This is a genomic window from Demequina litoralis, from assembly GCF_030418455.1.
Classification (GTDB): domain Bacteria; phylum Actinomycetota; class Actinomycetes; order Actinomycetales; family Demequinaceae; genus Demequina; species Demequina litoralis.
Genome location: NZ_JAUHPW010000001.1, coordinates 590621 through 606316, shown reverse-complemented (window position 1 = coordinate 606316; position 15696 = coordinate 590621). Strand labels below are relative to the sequence as shown.

Annotated in this window: 10 protein-coding genes; 6 read left to right on the top strand and 4 right to left on the bottom strand. The window is 73.7% G+C overall.

Translation table 11 applies throughout. From position 1 onward, the window contains the following. The 4 genes from QQX09_RS02645 to QQX09_RS02630 all read left to right on the top strand — a co-directional run. Nucleotides 1-1576 (top strand): chitinase N-terminal domain-containing protein (locus QQX09_RS02645; RefSeq protein ID WP_301131144.1); only part of this gene is annotated, 1576 nt, incomplete at its 5' end. A 33-nt stretch (nucleotides 1577-1609) separates the two neighbouring features. Then, a complete protein-coding gene (locus tag QQX09_RS02640; RefSeq protein WP_301131143.1) occupies nucleotides 1610-3967 on the top strand; it encodes a beta-galactosidase in 2358 nt (785 codons plus the stop codon). A 37-nt stretch (nucleotides 3968-4004) separates the two neighbouring features. Then, entirely contained in the window at nucleotides 4005-4991 is a 987-nt protein-coding gene (locus tag QQX09_RS02635; RefSeq protein ID WP_301131142.1) for an acetylxylan esterase, read from the top strand. 94 nt (nucleotides 4992-5085) lie between these two features. Continuing rightward, the gene (locus QQX09_RS02630; RefSeq protein WP_301131141.1) at nucleotides 5086-5541 is read left to right on the top strand and encodes a hypothetical protein; all 456 of its coding nucleotides are present in this window, start codon (nucleotides 5086-5088) and stop codon (nucleotides 5539-5541) included. 108 nt (nucleotides 5542-5649) lie between these two features. Here QQX09_RS02630 and QQX09_RS02625 read toward each other — a convergent pair whose 3' ends face one another. Then, the gene (locus QQX09_RS02625) at nucleotides 5650-8502 is read right to left on the bottom strand and encodes a family 78 glycoside hydrolase catalytic domain (protein WP_301131140.1); all 2853 of its coding nucleotides are present in this window, start codon (nucleotides 8500-8502) and stop codon (nucleotides 5650-5652) included. 106 nt (nucleotides 8503-8608) lie between these two features. Then, nucleotides 8609-9223, bottom strand: a complete 615-nt coding sequence (locus QQX09_RS02620) for a TetR family transcriptional regulator (RefSeq protein WP_301131139.1) — start codon at nucleotides 9221-9223, stop codon at nucleotides 8609-8611. A gap of 131 nt (nucleotides 9224-9354) precedes the next feature. Between QQX09_RS02620 and QQX09_RS02615 the strand changes: the two genes are divergently transcribed. After that, nucleotides 9355-10896, top strand: a complete 1542-nt coding sequence (locus QQX09_RS02615) for an ABC transporter substrate-binding protein (protein ID WP_301131138.1) — start codon at nucleotides 9355-9357, stop codon at nucleotides 10894-10896. A gap of 42 nt (nucleotides 10897-10938) precedes the next feature. Next, the gene (pgmB, locus tag QQX09_RS02610; RefSeq protein ID WP_301131137.1) at nucleotides 10939-13347 is read left to right on the top strand and encodes a beta-phosphoglucomutase; all 2409 of its coding nucleotides are present in this window, start codon (nucleotides 10939-10941) and stop codon (nucleotides 13345-13347) included. 69 nt (nucleotides 13348-13416) lie between these two features. Here the strand turns inward: pgmB and QQX09_RS02605 are convergent, their stop codons facing one another. Together QQX09_RS02605 and QQX09_RS02600 are read right to left on the bottom strand one after the other, a co-directional pair. Continuing rightward, nucleotides 13417-14622, bottom strand: a complete 1206-nt coding sequence (locus QQX09_RS02605; RefSeq protein WP_301131136.1) for a cytochrome P450 — start codon at nucleotides 14620-14622, stop codon at nucleotides 13417-13419. 19 nt (nucleotides 14623-14641) lie between these two features. Further along, entirely contained in the window at nucleotides 14642-15616 is a 975-nt protein-coding gene (locus QQX09_RS02600; protein WP_301131135.1) for a PDR/VanB family oxidoreductase, read from the bottom strand. Between the last annotated feature and the right edge of the window lie 80 nt (nucleotides 15617-15696).

Sequence of the window (15696 nt, the reverse complement as noted above, 5' to 3'; positions counted from 1 at the left end):
CGTGCTGCTCCGCATCCCCGCGCCCGACGCCTCCGCGGCGATCGACGCGATCGGCGCCGCCGGCGACGTCACCCGCGAGGCATACAGCGCATCGTCCCTCACCGCCCTCGACGCGGCGGTGGAGACCGCGACCGCGGCGGTTGCGGACGTGCGCTCGACCCAGGCCGAGCTCGACTCCGCGGCGGCCGCCATCGATGCCGCCCTGGCGGCGCTCGAGGAGATCGGCTACGTCCCGCTCGACGACTACCGCATCGCGGTGCTCGCCGGGCAGGCTCCTGAGCTCCCCGCCACGCTCGAGCTGCTCACGATCTCCGAGGCCCGCCTCGCCGAGGACGTGGCCTGGGAGGACGTGGAGGCCGAGGACTTCGACGAGCCGTACGCGGTGGTCGAGGTGCACGGCGTCGCGGGCGCGACCGACGTGGTGCTCCACGTCGAGGTGGTGCCCGCCGGGCTCGCGTACTTCGTCGACGCGGGCGCGGCGGTCGAGACCACCGAGAACGGGCCCGTGCTCGGCTCGCCCGTCTACGACGTCGTGTCGCCGCTGGCGGCGCTGCGCAATCCGGTGGTCGACGCGGCGTTCGACGGCGATGCCGACGAGCCCTGGGGCCTCGCGACCGCGATCGGCGACGGCGGCGTGACCGCCCGTGCCGAGCTCGAGACGCTCGCGGACAAGGACCTCACCGCGTGGGAGGCGCCCGACGGCACGCTCGCGTACCGCTTCTGGCTCCCCGCCGGCAGCTACGAGGTCACCACGGGTCACTCGGTCACGGGCGACGCCGCGGCCTCGCTCGTCACCACCGTGACGCACGAGGGCGTGGACACCTCCGCCGACGCGGTCGTGCTCGACGCCGACGTCCCGACCGGCGCCGCCACGGTCGCCTTCACCACCTACCGCGACGCGGTCGTCACCGTGACGGTCGAGGGCGAGGGCGGTCCGGCGATGCTCAGCTGGCTCGGCATCGTCGACACGACCGAGCCCGAGGCGCCCGGTGCCGCCACCGCGGCCCCCGGCGCGGGCGTGCTGTCGACCGACAACGGCTGGGACACGGGCCTCGCCGACGGCGACTACACCCTCATGTGGGACATGTGGTGGGGGCAGGGCGCCACCACGGTGGCGTTCTACGAGGACGACCGCCTCGTCGGCGCCGTCCGCCTCGACGACGCGACCCCGGCGTCGCAGCACGCGGAGATCGACCTCGCGGGTCGCGTCAACGGCACGTACACGTACGTCGCGGTCGCCCGCAACGCGCACGGCGTCACGACGAGCGAGGAGCTCGTCGTCGAGGTCACCGACGCCGCCCCCGGCCAGGGAGTGCTGTCGCACGACAACCACGACCGGGACGGCGACTACACCGTCACCTTCAACCTGTGGTGGGGCACCAACGGCACGACCTACCGGCTGTACGAGGACGGCGTGCTCGTAGACGAGCAGGAGCTCACGGGATCGACCCCGGACGCGCAGACCGCGTCGACCGCGCTCACCGGCCGTGCCGTCGGCAGGCACACCTACGTCGCGGAGCTCGTCAACGCGGCGGGCACCACGGCGACCAAGCCCATCACCGTCACGGTCCGCTAGGGCCGCACGACCAGCAGCAATCGAGGAGAACCCATGAGCACAGGCGTCGACCCGCACCCCGCGGTCACGTCTCCCTACGCCGTCCGCGTCACCGCGCCGGCACCTCTCGCCCCCGCGCCGCTCGACCTGGGCGACCCCGCGGGCACGCCCGACGGCATCCGCGTCACCACGCGCTGCCTCGAGCGCGACGGCGTCCCGTGGATCCCCGTGATGGGGGAGTACCACTACGCGCGGGACCTGCCGGAGCGCTGGGAACGCGAGCTGCGCAAGATGCGTGCCGGCGGGGTGGACGTGGTGGCGGCGTACATCATCTGGATCCTCCACGAGGAGGTCGAGGGGGACATCCGCTGGGACGGCGCGCGGGACCTGCGGCGCTTCGTCGAGACCGCGCACCGCGTCGGGCTCAAGGTGATGCTGCGCATCGGGCCGTGGGTCCACGCCGAGACCCGCAACGGCGGGCTTCCCGACTGGCTGCAGGCGCAGCCGATCGGGCACCGCACCGACGACCCGGGCTACCTCGAGCCCGTGCGGCGATGGATCGGCGCGATCGCGGACCAGACCCGCGACCTTCTCCACGGCCCGGACTCGCCCGCGGCGCCGGTGATCGGCATCCAGGTCGAGAACGAGATCTACGACCAGCCGCAGCACATCGCCACGCTCCGGCGCATCGCCGAGGATGCGGGGCTCCGCGCGAGCCTGTGGACCGCGACCGGCTGGGGCGGCGCGCAGCTGCCCGCAGGCGCGGTCCTGCCGGTGTACGCGGGGTACCCGGACGGCTTCTGGGAGGAGGCGGACGTCGACTGGCCCGCCTTCGGGATCATGCACTTCACCTTCAACGAGGAGCGCGACGACCTCACCGTCGGCGCCGACCTCCGGGATGAGGCCGCCCAGGTGGGGGACGATGCGGCACTCGGCGCGGGCGACCCGTGGCCCTACGCGACGTGCGAGCTGGGCGGAGGCATGACGGTCGCGTACCACCGGCGCCCGCACGTCGACTCCGCGGACGTGGCCGCCCTGGGCCTCACCAAGCTGGGCTCCGGCTCGTCGTGGCAGGGCTACTACATGTACCACGGCGGCACCCACGTCATCGGGGCGCTGTCGACCACGCAGGAGTCGCACGAGACGGACTACCCCAACGACGTGCCCGTGCTCGACTACGACTTCTACGCGCCGCTCGGTGCTCACGGGCAGGAGCGCCCGCACTTCCACATGCTCCGGCGCCAGCACCTGTTCCTCGACGCGTTCGGGGACCGGCTCGCGCCGCTGCCCGCGACGATCCCGCCTCAGGTGGACGGCGGCCCGCGATGGTCGGTGCGCACCGACGGCGCGCGGGGCTTCCTCTTCCTCAACAACCACCAGCCGGCGGTCGCGGCGCTGCCCGAGCTCGAGGACGTGCGCTTCGAGGTGCAGGGGGACGATGCGGTGCTCACCGTCCCGACCGCGCCGATCCGGATCCCCGCGGGCGCGACCGCGATCTGGCCGCTGCGCCAGCCGCTCGGCTCGATACCGGCGGTGACGGCCACCGTGCAGCCGGTCACCGAGATCGGCGTCGGCGCGCGCACCGTGGTGCTGCTCGCGGTGGCCGACGGCATCGAGGCCGAGCTCCAGCTCGAGGGCGTCAGCGCGTCCGCCGTCTCGGGCGCGAGCGTCCGCTCCCAGGGCGACGTCCTGATCGTCCGCCCCGACACGGAGCCGGGGCCCGACTGCGTCGTGTCCGTGGGGGACACCGACCTCGTGCTCCTGACCTCCGCGCAGGCGGACTCCGTCTGGCGTGGCGAGGTCGCCGGCCGGGACACCGTGCTGCTGTGGGACGGGGAGGCCTGGTTCGACGAGGGCTTCACCGTCGTCGCGCCCGAAGCCGTCGACGAGCTGCTGGCGTTGCCGGCGCTGGCTGCGCCGACGCTCGGGCAGGTCGGTCCGTTCGCGTGCCATCGCGTCGACGCCGCGTCCGCGCGTCACGTGGTCGAGCTGCCTGAGGCTCCCGTCGCGGTGACCGCTCCGCGGCGCCTCGGGGGTTCCGCGCATCGGCTCTCCGCGCCGACGGACGCGGACTTCGCGGCGCTCGACGCGGTCGCGGTGCCGGTCGACGACGCGTGGTTCGAGGACGCCGAGCAGCTGATCCTCGAGCTGGACTGGACCGGCGACGCGCTGCGCCTCTATGCGGGCGGCGCGCTGATCGCCGACCAGTTCTGGTCGGGGAGGCCTCTCGAGATCGACCTGTTGCCGCACCGCGCGGCCATCGCGGCGGGAGGCCTGGCTCTTCGCGCGTTCGCGTGGAACCCGAAGGCCGGGGTGCACGTCGACCGGCGCGTCCGCCCCGACACCGAGGTGCCCCTGCTGCGGCTACGCTCGGCGCAGGTCCGGCCGGTCGTCACGCGGACGCTCGCGTGACGCAGCGCCCCGCCGCGACCCTCGCCGAGGAGGACTGATGCCGTACAGCGACATGAAGCAGGACCAGCTGGAGGCCTACCGGCCCGTCGTGCCCGCGCCCGAGGACTTCGACACGCGCTGGGAGGGCACGCTCGCCGAGGCGCGCACGCACGGCTCCGGTGTGACGCTCGCGCCGGTCGACGCCGGGCTGGCCCTCGTCGACGTGTGGGACATGACGTTCCCCGGCTTCGGCGGCGACCCCATCAAGGCGTGGTACCTGCGGCCCCGCGGGGTCGAGGGTGACCTGCCGCTCGTGGTCGAGTTCATCGGCTACACGGGCGGCCGCGGGCTGCCGCACGAGCGGCTGCTGTGGCCCGCCGCGGGCTACGCGTACGTCGTGATGGACACCCGCGGCCAGGGGTCCGGATGGGGAGGCGGCGGCGACACCTCCGACGCGTCGGGCAGCGGCGACGCCGGCAGCCCCGCGGTCGCCGGCTACCTCACGCGCGGCGTGCGGGACTTCGACTCCTACTACTACCGGCGCCTCCTCACGGATGCGGCGCGCTGCGTCGAGGAGTCCCGCCAGCTCCCAGGCATCGACCGGGACCGCGTCGCGGTCGCGGGCGTGAGCCAGGGCGGCGGGCTCGCGATCGCCGCGGCGGGGCTGGTGGACGGGCTCTCCGCGGCGCTCGTCGACGTCCCCTTCCTGTGCCACATCCGCCGCGCGGTCGACGTCGCGGACAACGACCCGTACCAGGAGATCGCCCGCTACCTCGCGATCCACCGCGAGCGGGCCGACGAGACCTTCCGCACCGTGTCCTACGTGGACGGCGTCCATCACGCGGCCCGCGCCACCGCGCCGGCGCTGTTCTCCGTCGCGCTGCGCGACGCCACCTGCCCGCCGTCGACCGTCTACGCGGCGTATCACGCCTGGGGCGGCGACGCCGAGATGGCGGTGTACCCCTTCAACGCGCACGAGGGCGGCGGACCCCACCAGCAGGCGCGGCAGGTCGCGTTCCTCGAGAGGATCTGGGCGCGCGCCTGACCCCGCGCATCGTCCCCGCGATCGGCACATACTGAGGAGGACGGCGCGCGCCCGCTCCGCGGTGCCGCCGTCCCCTCGAGCCGAAGGAGCGCGCATGCGGATCAGCGACGGAACGAAGGCGGCGTTGATCGCCGCGGCCGCGGGGCTCGCGCTCGCGGCGTGCACGTCCGGCTCGGACACGGACGCAAGCGCGGCCGCGAGCAGCGCGAGCGATGCGATCTCGTCCATCGCGGTCGACGTGTCCGGCATCGTCGACGACGTCCGCACCGCGTCGGAGTGCGCCTCGTGGGCGGGCGGCAAGATGGCGGGCGAGGGTGTGGTCGCCGGCTGGGAGTACACGTGCGACGAGGACGGCGACGGCACGCCCGAGGCGACCGTCGCGATCTACGTCTCCCAGGACGACCTCGACTCCGATCTCGCGACCGTCGAGGCCGCCTCGAGCGACACCGGCATCGCGACGGGGGACCACTTCATCTTCACCACCACCGACCCGGACCAGCTCGCGGCGGTCGCGGACCTCGGCGGGGAGGTCGTGCGCGAGGTGCCGTAGCGGCGTGTCGCGGCGCGGACACGAACGAGCCCGCCTGGCGGATCGATCGTCGATCCATCCGCCAGGCGGGCTCCTCCGTGAACGGCTCGTGCCGACGAGCGCCACCGCCTACAGGCGCCAGTGCTCCTCGCCGCACGGCTCGAGGCCGTGCTGGACGTTGATCGCGTCGAGCTCCGCGCCCAGCACCGCGAGCTGCGGGGGAGTCATCATCGGCAGGCCGTTGCGGAACGTGGTGTCGGGGCGCCAGCGGCCGCCGTCGTTCCAGCCGAAGCCGATGAAGTAGCCGGTGCGGCCCCACACGCCCATGATGCGGCCCGCCGTGGCGGGGTCCCACGCGAGGTCGGAGATGCGGGTGTCCATGGTGATGCGCTGCGGCGCACGGGCCTCGCCCGCGAACGGCACCTCCCACGTGTACGAGCCCGAGCCGACCTCGAAGTCCTCGAGGCCCGGCAGCGACACGACCGCCGTGGTGTTCGGGGGCACCGTCGCGGTGACGGCGAGCGTGCCGTCGGCGAGCGTCCACGCCACCTCGAAGCGGCCGTACGCGCTGTCGTGCGCGGTGCTCGCGGAGGTGAGCGAGCCGCCCGGGCGCGGCGCGATCCGCGCGGTCCGGTAGCCGGGCTCGACCGGCGACAGGCCGGCGACGTCGCGGTGCAGCCAGTCGGCCACCGCGCCGAGCGCGTAGTGGTTGAAGGACGTCATCTCGCCGGGGTTGATCGAGCCGTCGGGCAGCATCGAGTCCCAGCGCTCCCAGATCGTGGTCGCGCCCATCGTGACGGGGTAGAGCCACGACGGCAGGCCGGTCTCCGCGATGAGTCGGTGCGCGACGTCGCGGTGACCGGTGGTGGTGAGCGCGTCGCACAGCAGCGGCGTGCCGACGAAGCCGGTGCGGATGCGGAAGCCGTGGCTCACCACCAGCTCCGCGAGGCGGTCGCCGGCGGCCTGACGGCGCGCGTCGCCGTCGAGCAGGCCGAACGCGATCGCGAGGGCGTAGACGGTGTGCGAGTCGGACAGGATCCGGCCGGTGGGCGTGACGTAGGTGGCGAGGAACGATGCGCGGGTGCGGTCGGCGAGCGCGTTCCAGCGGGTCGCGTCCTCGGGGAGGTCGAGCACGGTCGCGGCCCGCTCGCACGCGACCAGCGTGCGGTAGAGGTACGCGGTCGCGACGATGTCCGGATCGGCCTTCGCGGCGGACGGGTTGTGCGGGGGAGCGCTCGGGTCCAGCCAGTCGCCGAACTGGAAGCCGCCGACCCACAGGCCGTCCTCGTCGGCCGCGGCGAGGACCGTCTCGGCCCACGCCGTCATCGACGCGTACTGGCGCGCGAGCACGGCGGCGTCGCCCAGCGCGGTGAAGAGCGCGTCCGGCACGAGCGTCGCGGCGTCGCCCCATGCGGCGGCGGGCAGCACGGGCGTGCCCGGGACCGGGTTGGGCACGAAGTTCGGCACCACGCCGTCGAAGCGGGTCTGCTCGGCCTCGAGGTCGCGCAACCACGACCCGAGCATCGCGCCCGAGTCGTAGAGGTAGGCCGCGGTGGGGGCGAACACCTGGATGTCGCCGGTCCAGCCCAGGCGCTCGTCGCGCTGCGGGCAGTCGGTGGGCAGGGACACGAAGTTGCCCCGCATGCCCCACACCACGTTGCGGTGGAGCTGCGTGAGCAGCGGGTCGGAGCACTCCCACCAGCCGGTGCGCACCATGTCCGTGTGGATGACGACGGCCTCGGCGGAGTCGAGCGCGTCCGCGGACGGCAGTCCCGAGACCTCGGCGTAGCGGAAGCCGTGGAACGTGAAGCGGGGGGCGAAGTCGACGGTGCCGGACGCGCCGACGACCACCGTGTCGGTGTTGGCCGCGTGGCGCAGCGGGCGCGTGCCGAGCGCGCCGTCCTCGATGACCTCGGCGTGGCGCAGGGTGATCTCGGTGCCCGCGGGCGCGGTCGCGCGGATGCGCAGCCAGCCCACGAGGTTCTCGCCGAGGTCGAGGCGGACCGTGCCGTCCTCGAGCGTGGTGGTCTCGACGGGGGCGACGGTCTCGATGCGGCGGACCGGGGGAGCGGCCGCGGGCTCGAGGGCGGCGGCCGGGTGCGGGACGATGCGCGCCGGGGCGGCGTCCGCGAGGGCCGGGGCGCCGTCGGCGAGCGACGCGAGGCCGTCGTCGGCGAGGCGCTCGTCGCGGCGCTCGCCCTGGTAGATCGACGCGGAGAGCGTCGGGCCGGTGCGGGTGGCGAGCCACCCCTCGCCGGTGCCGTGGGTCTCGACGGTGCCGTCGGCGTACTCGAGGCGCAGCTGCATGAGCAGCGAGGTCTCGCCCTCGTAGGCGACGGAGAACGCGCCGTCGAAGCCGAAGCGCTCGCGGTGCCAGCCCTCGGCGACCTCGGCGCCGACGACGTTGGCGCCCTCGTGCAGGAGGTCGGTGACATCGACGGTCTGGAACAGCAGGCGGTCCTGGTAGACGGTCCACCCGGGGGCGAGCACCTCGTCCGTCGCGACGGCGCCGTTCACGACGGGCTCGTACACGCCGAGCGCGGTCGACGTGAGCACGGCGCGTGCGAGCCCCGCACGGACCTCGACCGCGCCGGCCGCGCGCACGGTCGGGCGCGTCGCCTCGTCCTCGACGAGGGGGGCGGCTGCGGTCACGAACGAGGCGGAGACGTCCTCGGCGCCGAGGGGGCCGGTGAGCACCTCGACCGCCGTGCTCCACGCGGACCACTCCTCGCCCTCGGCGCGCACGCGGACCCGCACCGAGCCGCGCGTGTACGGCGCGAGCGGGGCGAACGGCCAGGCGACCGCGACCGAGCCGCGGCCGTCGAGGTCCGCGACCGTGGCCTCGCCGGCGAGGGACAGCTCGACCTGCGCGGCGGACTGCAGCCAGCCCTCACGGTCGGAGGCGGTGGTCCACGTGAGCGTGGGCGTGGGGGAGGCCAGGAAGCGCGGGCCTCCGCGGCCGTCGAGCCAGAGCTGCGTCACCTTCGACACGGTGTCGTCCCTTCGTGCGGTGCATCAACTGAACGTGTGTTCAGATTTGAATGGCCATTGTGGCATGGCGCGGGCCCGCCGCGGGCGTCCGGGGGTCCTAGAGCGGGACGGAGATGAGCTGCTGGATCGAGGTGCGCAGGTCGCCCACCATGTCGATCTCGGTGGGCCGGTAGAGCCACTGGAGCTGGAGCCCGTCGAGCAGCGCCACCAGCGAGCGTGCCGCGTGGCCGGGCTCGACGCCGGCGCGCAGCAGGCCCTGGTCGCGCAGGGCGAGCAGCGAGAGGTGCGACTGCTCGACCAGCCACGCGTAGCGGCCGCTGAAGTAGGCGTGCGCCGGGTGGTCGGCGGCCGTGCCCTCCGCGGCGAGCAGCGTGTAGAGCTGGATCATGCCTGGCTCGTTGACGTTGTCCCGCACGAGATCGACCAGCGCGCGCAGGTGGGGGAGGCCGGGTTCCTGGTCCGCGATGCGGGTGGTGAACAGCTCGCGGCTGCGGGCGTCGCGCAGGTCGAGGACGGCCTCGAGGAGGTCGATCTTCGACCCGAAGTGGAAGAGGATGCCGCCCTGGCTGATGCCCACCTTGTCGGCGATATCGCGCAGCGAGCCGTTCTCGTAGCCGCGCTCGGCGAAGACGGCGAACGCCGCCTCGAGGATCTCCTGACGTCGGGCGGCGGTCTTCGCGTAGCTGCCTCGCGAGGCGGTCCGACCGGTCATGGCGCTCACGGTAGCACCCGCCCGGCGGCCCGATCCGTGAAAACTTAGTGGTCGTTCAGGTTTTGTGCTACCTTCGCATCCGGTCGGATCTGACGGAGGACCGCGCACCACGCGAGGAATGGGGAACAGCGATGTTTCATCGGGGCACCGTGATCTGGGCCGCCATCGGCGCGACCGCACTGGCAGGGTGCGCGGGCGCCACCGCGTCCACCGACGCGGCGCCCAGCGCAGACGGCACCGCCGCGGCCGCCGCATCGTCCCCCGTGCTGCGCCTCGGCATGGTCGACGCGCCGGGCGCCAACGGCTTCGTCGCCGCAGAGATGTCCTTCGCGACGCACTCGGCCTACGGCCAGGCGGTGTACGACACGCTCGTGCGCGCCGAGCCGGACAACTCGATCCTGCCCTCGCTCGCCACCGGCTTCGAGTACAACGAGGACGGCACCGTCCTCACCATGTCCCTGCGCGACGACGTCACCTTCACGGACGGCACGCCGTTCACCGCGGACGTCGCGGTCGCGAACCTCCTGCGCTTCCGCGACGGCTCGTCCGAGAACGCCGCGTGGCTCGCGGGCGTGTCCAAGGTCGAGGCGATCGGGGACGAGACCGTCGAGGTCACCCTGACGGCGCCGGACCCGGCGCTGCTCACCAACCTGTCGAAGGCTGCGGGCTACATGGAGTCGCCGTCGTCCTTCGACGACCCGGCGCCCGTGGGCACCGGTCCCTACCTCCTCGACGCCGCGCAGACGGTGGAGGGCGAGACCTACGTCTTCACCGCGAACCCCGACTACTGGGACCCCGAGCGTCAGCACTACGACCAGGTCGTCATGACCGTCCACGAGGATGCGGGCGAGCTCCAGGAGGAGCTCGTCGGCAACAGGCTCGACGCCGTCCTCTACACCGGCTACTCCGGCTTCGGCCAGATCGAGGCGGCCGGCTACTCGGCTCACGAGTTCACGCTCGACTGGACGGGCCTGCTGCTGTTCGACCGCGCCGGCGCCGTCGAGCCCGCCCTGGCCGACGTCCGCGTCCGCCGCGCGATCAACTACGCGCTCGACCGCGAGGCGCTGCTCGACGCCCTGCTCGGCGGTCGCGGCGAGGTCACCTCGCAGATCTTCGGGCCCCACACGCCCGGCTTCGAGGAGGACCTCGAGGAGGCCTACCCGCACTCGCCGGCCAAGGCCAAGGCGCTGCTCGCGGAGGCCGGCTACGCGGACGGCCTGAGCCTCACGATCCCCACCGTGAACTTCGTGCCGGAGGCGACCTTCAACCTGCTCCGCGAGCAGCTGCGCAAGGTCGGCATCACGGCGGTGCTCACTCCCGTGGCCGCCCAGGACTACTTCGGCGCCGTGCTCGGCGGCCAGTTCGGCCTCGCCTCGATGCAGCTCGAACAGCCCGCGTCCGCCTGGGAGACCTACAACCTCTCGATCGCCACGGGCGCGCCCTGGAACGCGATGCACGTGGCCGACGAGTGGGTCGACCTGCTCGCCGAGAAGATGCAGACCGGAGACGACGCCGCGGCGCGCGCGCTCAACGACCACGTGGTCGACGAGGCATGGTTCGCCCCCTGGTACCGCAACCTCCAGGTCTTCTACACCGCCGAGGGCACGGATGCGACGCTGCAGGTCGGCAACGCGTACCCGTACCTCTGGAACATCGTCCCCGCCGACGCCTGAACCGTCGCAGCCCACCGCTCCACACCTCGAAAGCAGGACCCCATGACCACGGCCTCCGCCGCGCTGTTCGACCTCGACGGCGTGATCGTCGACACCGCCGTCCACCACTTCGCCGCGTGGCGGCAGACCGCCGCCGAGCTGGGCTTCACGCTCGCGGACGAGGACGAGGAGCGTCTCAAGGGCGTGGGACGCATGGACGCCCTGCGCATCGTGCTCGAGATCGGCGGCGTCGAGGTCGACGAGGCGACCGCGCTGCGCCTGGCGGACGAGAAGAACGCCCGCTACGTCGACGCGATCGCGGCGATCACGCCGGCGGACATGCTGCCCGGCGCCCAGGAGGTCCTCGAGGACCTGCGCGCCCGCGGGGTGCGCACCGCGCTGGGCTCGGCCTCGCGCAACGCGCCGCTGATCCTTGAGCGCCTGGGCATCACGGGCCTGTTCGACGCGATCGTGGACGGCTCCGTGGTGACCGAGGCCAAGCCCCACCCACGGGTGTTCCTCGCCGGCGCCGAGGCGCTCGGCGTCGACCCGGCCACCTGCATCGTCTTCGAGGACGCCATCGCCGGCGTGCAGGCCGCCAACGCGGCAGGCATGACCGCCGTCGGCATCGGCGACCCGGCCGTGCTGACCGAGGCCGCCGCCGTCATCCCCGGGCTCCACGCCGTCGACGCCCTCGCGGCCCACGGCATCACCTTCGCGGCTACGCTCGCCGCACGTCTCGAGGAGGAGACCATGACCACCGCCCCCGTCCGGCTCGACGCCGCACCGTTCCACCTCGACGCCGCCGCGCAGGAGTGGGTGACCACCACCCTCGCCGGGCTGAGCCTCGAGCAGAAGGTCGGCCAGCTGTTCTGCCTGCTCGGGATGCCGGGCACCACCGAGCAGATCGACGCCGAGCTGGCCGTCGCCGAGCCCGGCGGCTACATGCGCCGCCCGTCGCTCTCGCACGAGATCATCGAGCTCAACCGCTACATCCAGGACAGGTGCACCGTGCCCGCGCTCATCGCGGCGAACATCGAGGCCGGCGCCTCGGGCGCGGCCTTCGACCAGACGTCGATGGGCTCGCCGCTGCAGGCCGCCGCGACCGACGACCCGTCGTCGGCGTACCGCATGGGCGAGGTCTGCGCCGTCCAGGGCCGCGCGATGGGCGTCAACTGGGCGTTCTCGCCGATCATCGACATCCAGATGAACCCCCACAACCCGATCGTCCTCAACCGCGGGTTCGGCTCGGAGACCGCGCGCGTGCGCGACATGGGCGTCGAGTTCGTCAAGGGCCTGCAGGACAACGGCGTCGCCGCCTCGGTCAAGCACTGGCCCGGCGACGGCGTCGACGACCGCGACCAGCACCTCATCACCACGGTCAACACGCTCTCCACCGACGAGTGGGACGCCACCTTCGGCGAGGTCTACCAGGCCGTCATCGACGCGGGCGCGCTCACCGTGATGGCCGCGCACATCGCGCTGCCGGCCTACTCGCGCGCCCTGCGCCCCGGCATCAAGGACGAGGACATCCTCCCCGCGTCGCTCGCGCCGGAGATCACCACCGACCTCCTGCGCGGCAAGCTGGGCTTCAACGGCCTCGTCGTCACCGACGCCACCCTCATGGCGGGCATGCAGATGTCGATGCCGCGCGCCCAGGCCGTGCCCCAGTCGATCGCCGCGGGCTGCGACATGTTCCTGTTCGCGGACGACTTCGCCGCCGACTACGCCCACATGCTCGCGGGCGTCGAGGCCGGCGTGGTCACGGAGGAGCGCCTCGACCAGGCCGTCACCCGCGTGCTCGCCGTCAAGGCCGCGCTGGGCCTCCACGCCGCCACCACCGAGGAGCTCGCCCCCGGGCTCGAGGGCGTGAACCGCGGCATGCACGAGGGCTGGGCCGCTCAGCAGGCCGACGCCGCCGTCACGCTGGTGAAGGACCTCGAGGAGGGCCTGCTGCCGCTGTCGCCCGAGTCGACCCCGCGCGTCCTGCTCTACTCGCTGCGCGGCGGCTCGATGCCGTCGACCGCCGCCGCCGACAAGCTCGCGGCCCAGCTGAGCGAGCGCGGCTTCGAGGCCGCCGTGCACCAGGACCCGCCGCGCGAGGCGACCATGTTCGGCGCGGTCGGCCGCGACGGCGCCGTCGTCGGCGACGACCTTCGCGACCACTACGACCTGGTGATCTACGTCGCGGACGTGCCGCCGACCTCGAACCACCCCACCGCGCGCCTCGACTGGACCTTCTGGACCGCGGCCAACCTGCCGCGCTTCGCGCACGAGGTGCCCACCATCGTGGTCTCGGTGGCGAACCCGTTCCACCTCCAGGACGTGCCGCGCGTGAAGACGTACATCAACGCGTACGCCTCGAACGACGCGACCATCGCGGCGGTGGCCGGCAAGCTCACGGGCGAGTCGGAGTTCCGTGGCATCAACCCGGTCGACCCGTTCATGGGCTACTGGGACGCGCGCCTCTGACCCCGCCGGGTCCGCCGCGTCAGCCGAGCCGCCGCATCGTCCCCGCGTCGGGACGATGCGGCGGCTCGCTCACGTCCGCGCCGGCACCACCCGCACGGGGAGGCTCTCGAAGCCGCGGAGCGTGTTGTTGGGGTGGTGGCGCACCGGGCCGTCGGGCTCGATCGCCTCGACGCGCTCGAGCAGCGCGCCGAGGACGGCGGTGGCCTCGAGCCGCGCGACGTGCTGGCCCACGCACTGGTGCAGACCCATCCCGAAGCCCACGTGGCCGGACGGGTCGCGGTCGAGGTCGAAGGCGTCCGGGTCCGCCCACCGGCGCGGGTCGCGGTTCGCCGCCCCGAGGAACATCAGCACCTTGCGGTCGGGCTCGAGCGTGACGCCCGCGATCGTGGTCGGCACGCGCGTCGTGCGGAAGAAGGTCTGCACGGGCGACTGGAGGCGGACCGCCTCCTCGAAGGCCCGCGGCAGCAGGTCGGGCCGCTCCCGCAGCCGCCGCCACGCGCCCGGCGTGGTCGCGACCGCGTGCAGCACGGCCGCGATGCCCGTCACGGTGGTGTCCACGCCGGCCGTGAGGAGCGACCGCACCATGAGCGGCGCCTGCGCGGGCGTGATGTCGCCGCGGTCCGCGGCCTCCCACACCTCGGCGCCGAAGCCCTCGGGCGCGAGGTTCTCGCGCCGGCACTGCTCGCCGATCCACGCGATGGTGGGGCCGATGGTGGGCGCCGCCTCCGCGACGAGCCCCTCCTGGGGCCCGAAGGCGTTGAACGCGAAGTCGCCGTAGGGCAGCAGGTTCTCGCGGCCGTCCGGGCCCAGGCCCACGGCGTCGGGGAACACGCGCAGCGGGAAGGCCTCGGCGAGCGCGGTCACGGCGTCGAAGCGGTCGCCGCGCGCGAGCACCGCGTCGACCAGCGCCGCGGCGTCCGCGCGCCAGCGCTCCTCGAGCGCCCGCAGCCGGCGAGGGGAGAGGATCTCCTGCAGCACGTGGCGGGGCGCGTCGTGGCGCGGTGGATCGGCCTCGAGGAGCACGCTGGGCGGACGCCACGGCGTCTCGTGGTTGAAGTTCGACAGCCCCACCCCGGCCGCCGACTGCAGCGACTGCCAGTCGGTGAGCGCGCGGTGGACGTCCTCGTAGCGTCCGATCGCATGCACGTCGTAGCGCTCGAGGTGCACCACGGGCGCGAGCTCCCGGATCTCCGTGACGAACGGCCACGGGTCCGCGAGGAAATCCGGGGAGAACGGGTCGAGGTCGGAGACGGGCACGGTGGCGGTGGCGGTCATCGCGGTCCTTTCGCAGGGGTCACAGGTCGAGCACGAGCCGGTCGTCGAGGCACCGGCTCACGCACGGCAGCAGGCAGGTGCCCGAGGCGCGCGCGTGCTCGTCGAGCACCGAGTCGCGGTGGTCGGGTGTGCCCTCGAGCACGTCCGCCTCGCACGTGCCGCACACGCCCTGCGCGCACGACGTGATCACCTCGACGCCCACGCGGCGCAGCGCGGCGACCACGGTCTCGTCCGCGCCCACCGCCGTCGACACGCCGGAGCGCGAGGCGACCACCTCGAACGGGCGGCCGGGACGGTCGTCGATCCGCGCGGCGAAGCGCTCGACGCGCGGCGGGAGCGCGAGGCGCGGCGCCCACGCCTCGACCGCGTCGAGGAGGCGCTCGGGTCCGCACGCGTACACGCGCACGGACGGGTCGGTGGGGAGCCACGCGTCGAGGTCGGCGCGGCCGTCCGTGTCGCCGCAGTGGACGGTGACGCGGTCGCCGTGGGCCTCGAGCTCCTCCAGGTAGGGGAGCGAGGCGAGGCCGCGGCCCAGGTACAGCAGGTGCCAGTCGGCGCCGATCATCTCGGCCTGCCGCACCATCGGCAGGAGCGGCGTGATGCCGATGCCGCCGGCCACGAGCAGGTAGCGCTCCGCCGGCGCCATCCGGAAGCTGTTGCGGGGGCCCGCGAAGCCGAGCATCGTGCCCGGACGGGCCTCGTCGTGCAGCCACACCGAGCCGCCACGCCCCTGTGGCTCGCGCCGGATCGCGACCCGGTAGGTGTGGGCGTCCCACCGGTCCCCGCACAGCGAGTACTGGCGGGAGCGGCCGTCGGGCAGCACCAGGTCGAGGTGCGCGCCGGGCGCCCAGTCGGGGAGCCTGCCGCCGTCGGGCCGGCGCAGCGTGAGCTCCACCGCGTCCTCCGCGACCTGCATGCGCGCGGCGACCTCGAGCGTGCGGACGCCCGCGAGCGTCGCGTCGGGGGCCGATGCGGTGGGCTGCAGGGTGGTCACGGTGGGCTCCTTCCGGGTCGGGTGGTGCTTCTGGGTCGGTGGGGGCGCCGGCGCCGCGGGGTGCGGATGACCGGCCGCGG

Excerpts from the sequence above, each read along its gene's own strand:
- QQX09_RS02640 (WP_301131143.1), top strand. The coding sequence starts at position 1,610 with ATGAGCACAGGCGTCGACCCGCACCCCGCGGTCACGTCTCCCTACGCC.
- QQX09_RS02630 (WP_301131141.1), top strand. The coding sequence starts at position 5,086 with ATGCGGATCAGCGACGGAACGAAGGCGGCGTTGATCGCCGCGGCCGCG.
- QQX09_RS02635 (WP_301131142.1), top strand. The coding sequence starts at position 4,005 with ATGCCGTACAGCGACATGAAGCAGGACCAGCTGGAGGCCTACCGGCCC.
- QQX09_RS02605 (WP_301131136.1), bottom strand. The coding sequence starts at position 14,622 with ATGACCGCCACCGCCACCGTGCCCGTCTCCGACCTCGACCCGTTCTCC.
- pgmB (WP_301131137.1), top strand. The coding sequence starts at position 10,939 with ATGACCACGGCCTCCGCCGCGCTGTTCGACCTCGACGGCGTGATCGTC.
- QQX09_RS02615 (WP_301131138.1), top strand. The coding sequence starts at position 9,355 with ATGTTTCATCGGGGCACCGTGATCTGGGCCGCCATCGGCGCGACCGCA.
- QQX09_RS02620 (WP_301131139.1), bottom strand. The coding sequence starts at position 9,223 with ATGACCGGTCGGACCGCCTCGCGAGGCAGCTACGCGAAGACCGCCGCC.